The sequence below is a fragment of the Microcystis sp. genome (genome assembly GCF_048564745.1).
Classification (GTDB): Bacteria; Cyanobacteriota; Cyanobacteriia; order Cyanobacteriales; family Microcystaceae; genus Microcystis; species Microcystis ichthyoblabe_A.
Window position 1 is genome coordinate 41,712 of record NZ_JBLZRT010000125.1, and the last position, 13,890, is coordinate 55,601.

13 protein-coding genes are annotated in these 13,890 nt (G+C 45.0%); all 13 read left to right on the top strand.

Going from position 1 to position 13,890, the window contains the following annotated elements:
* Positions 1 to 15 precede the first annotated feature (15 nt).
* The 13 genes from ACOCD9_RS14145 (at position 16) to dnaG (ending at position 13,723) form a co-directional block, all read left to right on the top strand.
* Positions 16 to 357: a carbon dioxide-concentrating mechanism protein CcmK gene (locus ACOCD9_RS14145; RefSeq protein WP_002733426.1), complete on the top strand. Its 342-nt coding sequence runs from the start codon at positions 16 to 18 to the stop codon at positions 355 to 357.
* 32 nt (positions 358 to 389) lie between these two features.
* Complete coding sequence (locus ACOCD9_RS14150; RefSeq protein ID WP_002734360.1) at positions 390 to 701, top strand: EutN/CcmL family microcompartment protein; 312 nt, start codon at positions 390 to 392, stop codon at positions 699 to 701.
* A gap of 70 nt (positions 702 to 771) precedes the next feature.
* Positions 772 to 2,730 carry a ribulose bisphosphate carboxylase small subunit gene (locus ACOCD9_RS14155; protein ID WP_287701850.1) on the top strand — a complete coding sequence of 653 codons (1,959 nt, stop codon included), beginning with the start codon at positions 772 to 774 and terminating at the stop codon, positions 2,728 to 2,730.
* 131 nt (positions 2,731 to 2,861) lie between these two features.
* Complete coding sequence (locus ACOCD9_RS14160; protein ID WP_419547824.1) at positions 2,862 to 3,524, top strand: carbon dioxide concentrating mechanism protein; 663 nt, start codon at positions 2,862 to 2,864, stop codon at positions 3,522 to 3,524.
* A 550-nt stretch (positions 3,525 to 4,074) separates the two neighbouring features.
* The gene (locus tag ACOCD9_RS14165; RefSeq protein ID WP_002753365.1) at positions 4,075 to 5,490 is read left to right on the top strand and encodes a form I ribulose bisphosphate carboxylase large subunit; all 1,416 of its coding nucleotides are present in this window, start codon (positions 4,075 to 4,077) and stop codon (positions 5,488 to 5,490) included.
* Positions 5,491 to 5,620: 130 nt separating this feature from the next.
* On the top strand, positions 5,621 to 6,019 hold the full coding sequence (rcbX, locus tag ACOCD9_RS14170) for a RuBisCO chaperone RbcX (RefSeq protein ID WP_002732424.1): 399 nt from the start codon (positions 5,621 to 5,623) through the stop codon (positions 6,017 to 6,019).
* A gap of 15 nt (positions 6,020 to 6,034) precedes the next feature.
* The gene (locus ACOCD9_RS14175; protein ID WP_002741682.1) at positions 6,035 to 6,370 is read left to right on the top strand and encodes a ribulose bisphosphate carboxylase small subunit; all 336 of its coding nucleotides are present in this window, start codon (positions 6,035 to 6,037) and stop codon (positions 6,368 to 6,370) included.
* A 210-nt stretch (positions 6,371 to 6,580) separates the two neighbouring features.
* Entirely contained in the window at positions 6,581 to 7,756 is a 1,176-nt protein-coding gene (locus ACOCD9_RS14180) for a helix-turn-helix domain-containing protein (protein WP_419547825.1), read from the top strand.
* Positions 7,756 to 8,289, top strand: coding sequence for a hypothetical protein (locus ACOCD9_RS14185; protein WP_419547826.1), 534 nt, complete (start codon positions 7,756 to 7,758; stop codon positions 8,287 to 8,289). Before ACOCD9_RS14180 ends, ACOCD9_RS14185 begins: the two co-directional genes overlap by 1 nt.
* 605 nt (positions 8,290 to 8,894) lie before the next feature.
* Positions 8,895 to 9,461, top strand: a complete 567-nt coding sequence (locus ACOCD9_RS14190; RefSeq protein ID WP_104395423.1) for a photosystem I assembly protein Ycf4 — start codon at positions 8,895 to 8,897, stop codon at positions 9,459 to 9,461.
* A 28-nt stretch (positions 9,462 to 9,489) separates the two neighbouring features.
* Complete coding sequence (locus tag ACOCD9_RS14195; protein ID WP_287701843.1) at positions 9,490 to 10,227, top strand: peptidylprolyl isomerase; 738 nt, start codon at positions 9,490 to 9,492, stop codon at positions 10,225 to 10,227.
* Positions 10,228 to 10,325: 98 nt separating this feature from the next.
* A complete protein-coding gene (locus ACOCD9_RS14200; protein ID WP_419547827.1) occupies positions 10,326 to 11,450 on the top strand; it encodes a beta-ketoacyl-ACP synthase in 1,125 nt (374 codons plus the stop codon).
* A gap of 368 nt (positions 11,451 to 11,818) precedes the next feature.
* Complete coding sequence (gene dnaG, locus ACOCD9_RS14205; RefSeq protein WP_287701839.1) at positions 11,819 to 13,723, top strand: DNA primase; 1,905 nt, start codon at positions 11,819 to 11,821, stop codon at positions 13,721 to 13,723.
* Positions 13,724 to 13,890 lie beyond the last annotated feature (167 nt).

Sequence of the window (13,890 nt, forward strand, 5' to 3'; positions counted from 1 at the left end):
GGAGACAAAAATATTATGTCAATTGCAGTGGGCATGGTGGAAACCTTGGGTTTCCCAGCCGTCGTCGAGGCGGCTGATGCCATGGTAAAAGCCGCCCGCGTAACCCTAGTAGGTTACGAAAAAATTGGTAGTGGTCGCGTCACCGTCATCGTCCGGGGGGACGTTTCGGAAGTACAGGCCTCCGTATCGGCGGGGACAGAAGCGGCATCTAATCGTGTTAAAGGTGGTCAAGTCCTCTCGACCCACATCATCGCCCGTCCCCACGAAAACCTCGAATACGTTCTTCCCATTCGTTATACAGAAGCCGTGGAACAGTTTCGTGAAAGTGTTAACCCACAACCTTTAAGACGAATCTAGAGCGCAACTAACTTTTAGTGTAAACAAATTCCATGCAAATTGCCAAAGTTTGCGGAACCGTCGTTAGCACCCTGAAACCGCGCAGTATGACGGGAGTGAAACTTCTGCTTTTGCAATTCATCGACGCCCAAGGGCAACTTTTGCCTAAATACGAAGTAGCGGGTGATATTGTCGGAGCGGGGCTTAATGAATGGGTGCTAGTGTCCCGGGGAGGAGCCGCCCGTATCGAAGACGGGCAGAACAATCGCCCCCTTGACGCGATGGTGGTGGGGATTATTGACACTATAACCGTAGAAAATCGCACCCTCTACAGCAAGAGAGACGAATTTCGTCAATCCGGTTAAACATCGATAGAACCCAAACACAGTTAATTAACAACCAGCCAGCCAAATTCAGTATGGAGGAAGACTAACTATGGTCGTCCGCACAACGGCGGCTAGTCCGAAAAAGCGGACCAAATCCCCAGAGGAAACGCGCATAGACGAGAGTGCCAAAGTCCACACCTTCTCTAACCTCAGTGGCGCTATCGAGATCGGGGCGCGAGTGGTGATCGCTCCGGGGACTTCCATCCGCGCCGATGAAGGAACCCCCTTTCACATTGGCGACGACAGCAAAATTCAGGACGGAGCAATCATCCACGGTTTAGAAAAAAGCCGTGTGGTGGGAGATGACGGCCGAGAATATTCGGTGTGGATCGGCCGGGGCAGCTGCATCACCCACATGGCACTCATTCACGGGCCTGCCTATGTGGGCGATCGCTGTTTTATCGGTTTTCGCTCCACCGTCTTTAATGCCCGCATCGGGGCCGATTGCATCGTCATGATGCACGCCCTCGTTCAAGACGTGGAAATCCCCGCCGGTAAATTCGTGCCATCCGGTTCCGTGATCACCAGCCAACAGCAGGCTGATCGCTTACCCGATGTCACAGAAATCGATCGAGCCTTCACCCGTCACATTGTCGATATCGACCTCGCCCCCAGCGTCCCGGTCAAAGCCCACAGCCCAGCGACTCCTGCACCAGCAGCCGCTATAAACATCGCTAATGAGACGCTATATAGAAATTCGGTGACACCTATGAGTTTAAATACAAACATTCGAGCGCAGGTTCGCTCCCTCCTCTCCCAAGGCTACAAGATCGGCATCGAATACGCTGACAAACGCCGCTTTAAAACCAGTTCTTGGTTAAGTGCCGGCTTTATCGACGGTGGCCGCGAAGAACAGGTATCCCAATCCCTAGAAGCCTCCCTCAGAGACCTGCAAGGCGAATACGTCCGCCTGATCGGAGTCGATCCCGCCGCTAAACGGCGCATACTGGAAATGATTATCCAACGCCCCGAAGACACCCCGGGAGAACCGGCCCGCACCACCACCGCCGTCCACGGCGGTCATGGCAACGGTAACGGCCATTCCGACCTGTCGGTACAAGTGCGTTCCCTGCTGGCCCAAGGACTGAAAATCGCCACCGAACACGCGGATAAACGCCGGTTTAAAACCAGTTCTTGGTTAACCGGACCGGCGATCGAAACCAAGAGCGAAGCGGGCATCATTCGCGATATTGAAGCGATCGTGACTGAAAATAGCGATGAGTATGTCCGCCTGATCGGGATCGACCCGCAAGCGAAAAAACGCGTCGTCGAAATGATTATTCACCGCCCCGGGAGCGCCCCCGCTAGTAACGGCAGCGGCAAAGCCAGCAGCTACAGCGCCCCCGCTAGTAACGGAGCCAGTCATAGCAGCAGTGGTAGCTTAAGTGGAGAAACGATCGCTCAAATTCGTTCCCTGCTCGCCCAAGGCTACAAAATCGGCACCGAACACGCGGATAAACGCCGGTTTAAAACCAGTTCTTGGCAGAGTTGCGCCCCGATCGAAAGCAATCGCGAATCCGATGTAATTACTGCTTTGGAAGATTGTTTACGGGAACATAGCGGCGAATACGTCCGCTTACTGGGTATCGATGCTAAGGCCAAAAAACGGGTTTTAGAAACGGTGATTCAGCGTCCCGATGGTTCGGTGAGTAGTAATGGCAGCAGTAAAACCGCCACCGTTGCTGAACCGAGTTTCAAAAGCTATGCTTCTGGTTCTTCTGGCGGCGGTACTGCCACTTTAACCAGTACCTTAACCGCAGAAACGATCACTCAAATTCGCTCTTTATTGAACCAAGGTCACAAAATCGGGGCCGAACACGCGGATAAACGTCGTTTTAAAACCAGTTCTTGGCAAAGCTGCACCCCGATCGAGAGCAGTCGCGAATCCGATGTGGTGGCCGCTTTAGAAACCTGTCTGCGCGACCATCAAGGGGAATACGTTCGTCTGATCGGGATTGACTCCCAAGCGAAACGTCGTGTTCTCGAATCGATTATTCAACGCCCTTAATTTCAGGACTCGGCGATCGGTGAACGGAGATAGGTGTTAGGTGTTGGCGGATCGGGAAAAATACCCGAAACTCTAACCCCTACCCCCTAACCCCCGCTCACTGATCACTGATCACTGAGTGACTGTCAATTATGTCCTTACCCCCCGTTCAACCTATTAGCCGCTCGGAATTCTATGTCAATGGTGATGTCACCATTCATGAGAGTGCGATCGTGGCTCCGGGGGTGATTCTCCGAGCAGCCCCCAATAGCCAAATAATTATCGGTGCGGGTGCTTGCCTGGGTATGGGAACAATTTTAACCGCCTATCAGGGTGTTATTGCTATCGGTGCGGGAGCAATTTTGGGTACAGGTGTTCTGGTCGTCGGTCGGGGTGAAATCGGTGAGAATGCCTGTATTGGGTCAACCACAACGATTTTTAATGCTTCTGTGGCAGCGATGTCGCTCGTGCCGTCCGGTTCCCTGATCGGAGATACTTCCCGTCAAATTACCATCGAGGTGTCAGCGACCCCATCGGAACCGGAAAGACCCCCTTTACCGGAACCGCAACCCGTAGTCAGTCAAGTGTCCCCAGTCCCGTCAGTGGAGGAAGTGGTCGCCGAAACCGTGGCCAGTCCTTGGGATGGCGAGGAAATGGTGGCCGAGGCAGGTCCTACGGAAACCAGAGAACAAGCATCTACTACTAACCGACCGAATCAAGCATCGGTGGTCGGAAAGGTCTATATCAATCAGTTATTGGTCACGCTATTTCCAGAACGTCATCGTTTTAATGGCAACAATAACCATAATTCTTGAAGGGGAAAATAATCGTTCACAAGCCAAAAATCTCAACAATAATTACTGAGTAATTAGACCTAATTTATCTAGAGTTCACTGCTGTCTAACTGTCCTCTAGGTACTGGGTATAATTGCTTAGAAATCTAATTCATCTTTAGCGATTGCCGACATTTTTTGAGGTTGTAATTATTGATAATCTTCCTCAATTAAGGATTAGCTTTAATCGCTCAAAGCCTGATGAGCAGAAGTTTCTGCGTGTCAATCAGGTAAATTTTTGTTGATTTTTTTGTGTTTTTGTAGAGATTGTCAAAGTTAGATGACGACAGATTAAAGAAACTAATCCCCCCGAGAAAAAAAAACAATCAAAATTTTAGGGATAGAGAAAAAAAATGATCAGAATAGGGTAAAGTTCGTGTTAAGATGATCAGTTGAAAAAAACATTAGTGAAAATTGCTCCCTAACTTCGCTCCTAGCAGCAGGGGAAAGGAGCTTAAGAAAAATCTATGTCGGTTGACGGCGAGATTTTACAGGTGCGACTAATCATGCAGTTTATGGAGGAATAATCCCAATGGTGCAAGCCAAATCCAAAGGTTTCCAGGCCGGCGTAAAAGACTACCGCCTGACTTACTACACCCCCGACTACACCCCCAAAGATACCGATCTACTAGCTTGCTTCCGGGTGACACCCCAACCCGGAGTTCCTCCTGAAGAAGCAGGTGCGGCGGTAGCGGCGGAATCTTCCACAGGTACCTGGACCACCGTTTGGACCGATAACTTAACCGACCTCGATCGCTATAAAGGCCGTTGTTATGATATCGAACCCGTACCCAACGAAGATAACCAGTTCTTCTGTTTCGTTGCCTATCCTTTAGATCTATTTGAAGAAGGTTCCGTCACCAACATCCTCACCTCGATCGTTGGTAACGTTTTCGGTTTCAAAGCTCTACGCGGTCTCCGTTTAGAAGATATCCGTTTCCCCGTCGCTTTAATCAAAACCTTCCAAGGTCCTCCCCACGGTATCACCGTTGAACGGGACAAATTAAACAAATACGGTCGCCCCTTACTCGGTTGCACCATCAAACCCAAACTCGGCCTTTCCGCTAAAAACTACGGTCGTGCCGTTTATGAATGTCTTCGCGGTGGTTTAGACTTCACCAAAGACGACGAAAATATTAACTCTCAACCCTTCATGCGTTGGCGCGATCGTTTCCTCTTTGTCCAAGAGGCGATCGTTAAATCCCAAGCAGAAACCAACGAAGTTAAAGGACATTACCTCAACGTAACTGCTCCTACCTGCGAGCAGATGATGCAACGGGCTGAATTCGCCGCCGAAATCAAAACCCCCATCATCATGCACGACTACCTCACCGGTGGTTTCACCGCTAACACCACCCTGGCGAAATTCTGCCGCGACAAAGGGTTACTGCTCCACATTCACCGGGCAATGCACGCGGTTATCGACCGTCAGAAAAATCATGGTATCCACTTCCGCGTTTTAGCTAAGTGCTTACGTCTCTCTGGTGGTGATCACCTGCACTCGGGAACCGTTGTCGGTAAACTTGAAGGTGAACGCGGGATCACGATGGGTTTTGTTGACCTGATGCGTGAAGACTATGTAGAAGAAGATCGCGCTCGTGGTATTTTCTTCACCCAAGACTACGCCTCCTTACCCGGGGTAATGCCGGTTGCTTCTGGTGGTATCCACGTTTGGCATATGCCCGCGCTGGTGGAAATCTTCGGTGACGATTCCTGCTTACAGTTCGGTGGTGGAACCCTCGGCCACCCCTGGGGTAACGCACCTGGTGCCACCGCTAACCGTGTGGCTCTGGAAGCTTGTATCCAAGCTCGTAACGAAGGACGCTCCTTGGCCCGCGAAGGTAACGACGTTATCCGGGAAGCTTGCCGTTGGAGTCCTGAACTGGCTGCCGCTTGCGAACTCTGGAAAGAAATCAAATTCGAGTTCGAGGCTATGGATACCCTCTAATACAGCCCTTCAGAAGGTTGTTAGCAGTTATCGGTGCAAAATAATGCCGGGGACTTGCCCAAAATCGGCAAGCAGTCGCTAGAATTTCAACACTGATAACTGTCTAGCCAATAACTGAAAACTGTATAAAATGTATCCGAAAAAAGTTGTTCAAGATACCGCGAAAGTCTTACAAAGTTACCTAACTTACCAAGCGGTTCGCACGATTATCGATCAATTGTCAGAAACTAATCCGACTTTGGCTATTTGGCTGAGTCACTATACTTCTAGCCATTCCATTCAGGATGGCGAGGCCTATATTGCGGGGTTAATGACTGAGAATAAAGAGTTAGTTTTGCGGATCATGACGGTAAGAGAACATCTAGCCGAACAGGTTTTAGAGTTCTTGCCAGAGATGGTAAAAACGGGAATTATTAATGACAATACCGAACATCGTCGGCAACTTTTGGAACGTCTCACCCGTACTGCTATAAGTCAACCAGAGACATCGGAATTAAATCTCGATGTTGATGATCTACCCAACCCATAAGGAATCAAGAAACCCATGAAAACTTTACCTAAAGAGAAGCGTTACGAAACTCTTTCCTACTTGCCCCCCCTCACCGATCAACAAATTGCTAAACAAATTCAATACATGATCGATCAGGGTTATATTCCTGCTGTGGAATTTGAAAAAGATCCCAAACCCGCAGATTATCATTGGACGATGTGGAAACTGCCTTTATTCTCTGTTTCTGGCCCCCAAGAAGTTCTTAATGAAGTTCGCGAGTGCCGCACTGAATATTCTGATTGCTACATCCGCGTTATCGCTTTTGACAACATCAAACAATGTCAAACCATGAGCTTTATTGTTCATAAACCCAACGCCGGCCGCTACTAATTTGGCTGTCATCTAATTATTAACTATTGAGGGGGGTTCTTAGACCTCCCTTTTTTTCTATTTGTCTGGTAGAATTTTTAGCAAGAGTGAATCCGAGCTAAAAATAGGGGAGCATCTCACCTTTAATTGAAATGACTATATAATTACTCATTTGCATAAATGAAATGCTCCCAATATAATGGGACTGGATTCCTGTTTTTCTCATTAGCGATGGCATTTGATTATGTAGTTTTAGGCAGAAAGCTCAAGAAAGCGCGAGAAAGTCTTTCAATTACTCCGCAAGAGTCGGCATTGCGTCTTCAAATAAGTTTGCAGGAATATCTAGATATTGAAGAAGGCAGGAATAGAATTACTGGCGACCAGTTGGTGTTGTTATCTGTGATGTACCGCCGTGACTTCAGGTACTTAGTTACAGGCGACTACCCATCAGCAGAGTCCCAAGTTCAAGAAATGTTTCGTCGCAACGCTGCCCTTTCTAAAAGCGATCGCATTGCTATTCAGGAATTTGTTCGGCTTTGTGAGTACGAAGATTTCCTAGAAAGGGAAGTATTTCAGCGTCAGCCTACAAAAATTCCTAATTACGCACAATATCCGTTTAATCATAGCTACTTCAAAAGACAAGGTGAAGAAGCAGCTTCTTTGGAGAGAGAACGTTTGGGTTTAGGGCAACAGCCAGTAGAAAATATATTTGAGTTAATCAGAAATCAAGGCATTCATATATTCAAACGTCAATTAGAAGATAAAAATATATCCGGACTATATATTAACCATCCGGTCGCTGGTCACTGTATTCTCATCAACTATCTTGATGATTTATACCGACAAAATTTTTCTGCCGCTCATGAGTACTGTCATGCTTTATTTGACTCTTCTGAAGGGCAGGAAGTTACATACTTAAAATCTTTAAATGCTCGGTCTGAACTTGAGTGGAGAGCCAATAGTTTTGCAGGCAGCTTTCTAGTTTCAAAACAAAGAATTGAGTCAGATTACTCACCCGCAGAAAGCTACGAAGCTTGGGTTAGTCTCATTCGGCGAATTGCTGAACGATTTCGAGTCAGTTCTCAAGTGGTAATTATCCGTTTATCTGAGCTTAAATGGCTCGATAAGGCTTTACAAGATCCATTAATTCAAGAAAAACGTTTGGTCATTAAACATGACGAGAAATTTGATCCTGAGACTCCACCAACGCTATCTTCAGGTATGCGAAGTAAATCTGCACAAATTATACGTCAAGGTTTGTCCTGGCATTTCATTGATTTGTGTACGGAGGCATATAGAAGAGGAGAGATTACTCACCATAAGCTCCTAGATATGCTACTGCTACCTTTGGAAGATGGTTATCAGCTTCTAAATGAACTTCTAACGTTTTTGGAGGTCAGTAGTTAATGATGGGCGTAGTATCTATCGATACTTGTGCGATTATTCACTTCATGTACATTAATCGCTTTCATCTTCTTAAATTGCTTGGATACTCTGTGATTACTACAGTGTATGTTCAATTAGAATTTGAGCAGGGACATTCTGATAGTTTAAATTATTACAAAAAACTAATTGATTATGGTGAAATTACAACATTTCCTCTAGAGATCGAGGATTTAGTTGAGATGTCAAACGTCCCTCAATCAAAACGTGCGAGTGATGCAGAACTGTCCTGTTTTGTTGTCGCCAGACGTATCGGTGGCAAAGTGCTGACCGATGATAGAAAGGCAATAAATTATATTCGGCAACATATTCAAATGCCGAAAGATACTATTACTCAACTGGTGGAGGTTTTGATAGAAGCTTATTTAGCAGACCATTTAGGGTATCATGAGCTTAGATCAATTCAGGAAATTCTGGAGAATAATAAGTTCAAAATTAAGTTCGACTTAGCTCGTGAGGCAGCAAGGAGAAGATGGATGATGGATGAGAAGTGTTGAACGATAGTGAGGTTTCCAAGGCACTGCGTAGCAGCACGCCGCTATTACCTGGTGCTTTAATAAAATGGGTTCTTCGGTTTGTCTTATGCAATGGACGAGGGTTATAAGGGATGGAACCCTTATAGAGAAAGGCATTTAGCGATTTTTGTCAATTGTTTTTGATCTAGAGCGAACTAATCAATTAAATCTTTTGCCAGATAAGGATTTAGTCGATTTACGCCACCCTATCGAACCATACCAAGTAACGAAGAACCATAAAATGTAACGCACCTTGTCTGTGGGGTGCTAAGTTAACATCAACATAGGAATTATAATTATTATTAGACTTCCCCCTTGACAAAAGACCATAACCCGTGCTGTATCTGAATGTGCCGTTACTGGGTACAAATTAAGGAAACCCCGAATAAATATAACGCATGATTGTTGCCGAGGAGAATTACGATTAGGGAATTTTCCCCTAAACTTCCCCCACTCACCTATAAGTAAATATTATGACAAACATGGGTACACTCAGAAAAATCAACGGCTGTATCCCTGGGGCGGGGTTGGGGAAGTGGCGAGAAAAAAGCTGGTAAAATAACTCTAGGCAACCTTAAAAAGAATTCATGAAAGCGCAAACAACAAGTAAAGATAGCCTGATCCTACGGCAAGAAGTAGTGGGAGCGCGTCGCCCTAGTAACTATTTTTGGGCTGTAATCGTCTCTATTGGCGGTCTAGGGTTTCTCCTTGCCGGTCTTTCCAGTTATTTTAAGGTCAATCTACTTCTCGTTAGCGATACCAGTGCCTTACAATTCATTCCCCAAGGGGTCGCCCTCCTCTTTTATGGCACTGCGGGGACCCTTTTAGCCATCTATCTCTGGTTATCTCTCCTCTGGAATGTCGGAGGTGGTTACAACGAGTTTAATAAGGAAACCGGCAAAGTTAAAATCTTTCGTTGGGGCTACCCCGGCAAAAATCGTCGCATTGATCTCGATTGGCCCCTGGAAGATGCGCAAGCTGTGCGGGCCGAAGTGCGAGAAGGACTCAACCCGAAACGGGAACTATTCCTACGGATTAAACAGCGTCGCGATATCCCTCTAACTCGCGTCGGTGATCCGATGTCCCTCTCGGAATTGGAAAATCAAGGAGCGGAACTCGCTCGTTTTCTGGAAATTCCTCTAGAGGGATTGTAGGCCTTTTTTCGCTCTTTTTGGCTATAAAATGATGAAGATAAGAAAATCTGGCTGGCTGTCTGTGGTTTGTGTTTTTTTAATCACAACGACCACACTTTTCGGCTGTTCTTCCCCAGAAGCTAACTCCACCCCCGATAATTCTAGTATCACCCAAACCTCTCAACCTGCCAGTTCGGGCAGTGTCAACATGGATAATTACAAACCCCGCTTAGATGGAACTGCTGTCGTCGAGATGATCATCAAAGGTAAACCGGTAACGATCGAAATTGATGGCAATGCGGCCCCAGTTACTGCCGGTAATTTTGTGGATCTGGTGGAGAGAGGTTTTTATAATGGTTTAACTTTCCATCGCGTGGTTACAGAACCGCAGCCTTTTGTCGCCCAAGGTGGTGATCCCCAAGGTCGCGGAACCGGTGGTTTTGTTGATCCAGAAACCAAGCAACCTCGTTATGTTCCCCTAGAAATTCTCCTTAAAGACGAAAAAGAGCCGATTTATGGGAAAGCAATCGGTCAACAGGCCACGTCGCGCACTCCCATCGTCGCTTTACCCCATAAACGCGGTGCGATCGCGATGGCCCGTTCTCAACAACCTAATTCCGCTTCTTCTCAGTTTTATTTTGCCCTGTCGGATATCAATTTCCTCGATGGTGATTATGCCGTTTTTGGTTATGTCACTAAGGGAATGGAAGTGATCGATACGATTAAACAAGGGGATAAAATTGACTCGGCCAAAGTTATTTCCGGTGCAGAAAATCTGAAAAAATAGCCCTCAGATTGGGTGGGTTCGCGGGACGATAATTTAATGTTCGCCGTCACCCACCCAATCATTTAATATTCCGATAACTGATAACTGATAACTGATCAATGAATGTTGTGGTGACGGGAATTGGGTTGATCAGTTCTCTGGGAAATTTAAGTCAGAGTTGGCAAAGATTACTAGAGGGCAAAACTGGTATAACTAGACAACAACCCTTTTCTGATTTACCCGCGTTACCCCTGGGTTTAATCGGTCACAAACCAGCATTTTTAGAGGATTTAACCAAAATTGCCCTGATTGCTGCCCTCGAAGACGCGAAGTTAACCCCTCCCTTAAAGGATTGTGCTGTCACTATCGGTTCTAGTCGCGGTTGTCAGGGTTTATGGGAACGGATGGCAGCGACGGGAATAGTAGAAAACTGGTTAGATAGTTTACCCGATCGCGCCTCGGTATTGACCGCTAGATTGATAGAAACCGGCGCCCCAGTCTTAGCACCCATGGCGGCCTGTGCCACGGGCATCTGGTCGATCGCTCAGGGTGTAGAATTAATCAAAATGGGAGAATGCGATCGAGTTTTAGTCGGGGCGATCGAAACTCCGATCACTCCCTTAACTCTGGTGGGATTTGAACAGATGGGAGCTTTGGCGAAAACGGGCTGTTATCCTTTTGATAGAGCTAGGGAAGGCTTAGTTTTGGGGGAAGGTGGCGCGATTTTAGTCCTTGAATCGGAAGAACTGGCTTTAAGCAGAAATGCCGCCATCTACGGGCAAATTTTGGGCTATGGTTTTACCTGCGATGCCGATCATGTTAGCGCCCCGGCGGTGGATAATCGTAGCGCTACCAAAGCCATAGAACTATGTTTGCACAGAAGTCAATTAAGAAAAGATGAAATTAATTACATTCACGCCCACGGCACTAGCACCCGTTTAAACGATGAACGGGAGGCAAACCTGATCGCCAGCATTTTTGGTTCGCAAGTGGCTGTAAGCTCGACAAAAGGCGCAACAGGACACACTTTAGGGTCTTCGGGGGCATTAGGTGTGGCTTTTTGTTTAATGGCTCTGAAAAATCAGCTAATTCCCCCTTGTGTCGGTGTGCGCGAGTCGCCTTTTCAATTAAATTTAATTAGATCGGCTGTTAATTTTTCCCTGCACAATTGTCTCTGTCTTAGTTTCGGTTTCGGAGGACAAAATGCAGCCATCGCAGTGGGGAAGTTTTTCAGTGATCAGTAATCAGTTCTTTTCCTGCCCGTCTCTGCATTTCTTTTTAACAAAACTTAACAATTATTGGCAAAATTTTGCTTGCTTTTGTCGGGAGATTTTGAGATAATATTTTTAAAAGATTTTATTCATAATTGAAATATTTGAGTTAAATGAGATTTGCACAGATTACCATTATAAGAAAAGCGTAGCACAAGCCCCCGCCAAAGTCAAGTCCTTTCTTATTACTTATGGGTGCGAATTTCCGGGAGTCAAAAAGGGTGTTAGTGGGGGTGGTAGGTGTTGGGGAGATTTTTCAGTGATCAGCTTTAATACTGCTCACTTAATATATACTGCTCACTTAAAACTCACATCTGACTCCTGACTGCTGATAACTGATTATGGATACACCGAGACTACATCCAGATACGATCGAAGAAGTTAAACAAAGAATTGATATTGTGGATTTAATTTCCGAGAGAGTCGTCCTCAAAAAAAGGGGAAGGGAATACGTCGGTTTATGTCCCTTTCACGAGGAAAAATCCCCTAGTTTTACGGTTAGTCCTGCCAAACAAATGTATTACTGTTTTGGCTGTGGTGCGGGGGGAAACGGGATTAAATTTTTCATGGAAGTGGGGAAACAATCTTTTAGTGAAGTGGTTTTCGATCTTGCTAGAAGGTATCAAATCCCGATTAAAACTCTAGCAGTAGAACAGCGTCAGGAATTAGAACAGAAATTATCCCTCAAAGAACAATTATACGAAATAATGGCCGTGGCGGTGAGTTTTTATCAACACGCCCTTAGTCAACTCCAAGGGGAAAAAGCGTTAGATTATCTCAAGGTACAACGACAACTAACCCCAGAAACTATCACAACTTTTCAACTGGGATATTCTCCAGAAGGTTGGGAAACGCTCTATCGTTATTTAGTGGAACAAAAGCGCTATCCTGTGGCTTTAGTGGAACAAGCGGGATTAATTAAAGCGCGTCAAAATGGTAGTGGTTATTACGATCAATTTCGAGATCGTTTAATGATTCCTATTTTTGATAGTCAAGGACGGGCGATCGCTTTTGGTAGTCGCACTTTAGGTAATGAACAACCAAAGTATCTAAATTCTCCCGATACTCCTCTATTTGAAAAAGGAAAAACTCTCTTTGCTCTCGATCGAGCTAAACAGGCAATTATTCAGCAAGATTTAGCGATAGTTGTCGAGGGTTATTTTGACGCAATCGCTCTCCATGCTGCTGGTATTACTAATGTGGTTGCCTGTTTAGGAACAGCTTTAAGTCAAGAGCAAATTAAATTACTTTTGCGCTACAGTGAAAGTAAACAAATAATCTTTAATTTTGATGCTGATCAAGCGGGAATTAAAGCGACACAAAGAGCGATCGAGGAAATTAACTCCCTAGTTTATTCAGGACAAGTTAACCTAAAAATCCTCAATCTTCCCGATGGTAAAGATGCCGATGAATTTCTTAAATCTCGTGCTGACGGATATCTTAGTTATCGAGAACTGATCGAAAAATCTCCTTTTTGGATTGATTGGCAAATATCGCAAATGTTGGTGAACAAAGATTTAAAACAGGGACTACATTTTCAACAAGTGTCTAGCAGTATGGTGAGTTTACTGCAAAAGTTAATCGATGGCAATCAACGCACTTTTTATCTAGATTATTGTGCTGAAATTTTGGCTCAAAAAGATGCTACTCGTTTGCCATATATTTTAAAAAATCTCTCTAAACAGGTTAATAAACCTCGGTTCGACGAAGCTCACCGTCCACAGGGAAAATCTCTGGCAATCAAGAGGAAAAGCATCTTAGATAAATCCGAAAAAAACGGCTCAGAAGCAGCCGAATGGTTACTATTATTAATCTATCTCCATTATCCTGAATATCGGGAAATAATTTTAGAATCTTTGGATGAAAAAGATTTAATTTTTAATGTCCCTGATTATCGTTGGTTATGGCAAGTAATTCTAGAGTTAGAAACCCAAATTACTAAACCAAGAGATTTGATGTCAGCTTTACAGAATCATTTATTGATGATAACTACAGACAAAAATCGTGATTTCAATTCTTTATTTCACTTAAATGAACATACCAGTCAAGAAATATTTCAGCCAGAAGAACAGATAAAAAATGCTATTATAGCTCTGGAAAAAATTAGTTTAATGGAATATCGTCGCTACTGTCAAGAACAATTAATTAATGCTCTCGACAGCAATCAACGGGAATTTTATCAGCAGGAATTCTATCAAACTGTTAATAAATTAATCGCAATTGATCCTCACTACCAACAAGCTTAAGTAGTTAGGTGTTAAAAACTGTCAGACACCCCCCTTATCAAGCTATCCCTTATAGGGATCTTTCTTAACAATTTTTGCAGTAAGCACTCCAACCCTTATCCTGACTTGATTTCAGTTTTTTCTTTGTCAGTAAGGGTGTCAACAAGGAATATTACAAATTGTTAACC

Bases quoted from the DNA above. Each gene is read 5' to 3' on its own strand.
- ACOCD9_RS14185 (WP_419547826.1), top strand. From the start codon at position 7,756: ATGATGGGCGTAGTATCTATCGATACTTGTGCGATTATTCACTTCATG.
- ACOCD9_RS14165 (WP_002753365.1), top strand. From the start codon at position 4,075: ATGGTGCAAGCCAAATCCAAAGGTTTCCAGGCCGGCGTAAAAGACTAC.
- ACOCD9_RS14180 (WP_419547825.1), top strand. From the start codon at position 6,581: ATGGCATTTGATTATGTAGTTTTAGGCAGAAAGCTCAAGAAAGCGCGA.
- ACOCD9_RS14190 (WP_104395423.1), top strand. From the start codon at position 8,895: ATGAAAGCGCAAACAACAAGTAAAGATAGCCTGATCCTACGGCAAGAA.
- ACOCD9_RS14175 (WP_002741682.1), top strand. From the start codon at position 6,035: ATGAAAACTTTACCTAAAGAGAAGCGTTACGAAACTCTTTCCTACTTG.
- rcbX (WP_002732424.1), top strand. From the start codon at position 5,621: ATGTATCCGAAAAAAGTTGTTCAAGATACCGCGAAAGTCTTACAAAGT.
- ACOCD9_RS14160 (WP_419547824.1), top strand. From the start codon at position 2,862: ATGTCCTTACCCCCCGTTCAACCTATTAGCCGCTCGGAATTCTATGTC.
- ACOCD9_RS14195 (WP_287701843.1), top strand. From the start codon at position 9,490: ATGATGAAGATAAGAAAATCTGGCTGGCTGTCTGTGGTTTGTGTTTTT.
- ACOCD9_RS14150 (WP_002734360.1), top strand. From the start codon at position 390: ATGCAAATTGCCAAAGTTTGCGGAACCGTCGTTAGCACCCTGAAACCG.
- ACOCD9_RS14200 (WP_419547827.1), top strand. From the start codon at position 10,326: ATGAATGTTGTGGTGACGGGAATTGGGTTGATCAGTTCTCTGGGAAAT.
- dnaG (WP_287701839.1), top strand. From the start codon at position 11,819: ATGGATACACCGAGACTACATCCAGATACGATCGAAGAAGTTAAACAA.
- ACOCD9_RS14155 (WP_287701850.1), top strand. From the start codon at position 772: ATGGTCGTCCGCACAACGGCGGCTAGTCCGAAAAAGCGGACCAAATCC.
- ACOCD9_RS14145 (WP_002733426.1), top strand. From the start codon at position 16: ATGTCAATTGCAGTGGGCATGGTGGAAACCTTGGGTTTCCCAGCCGTC.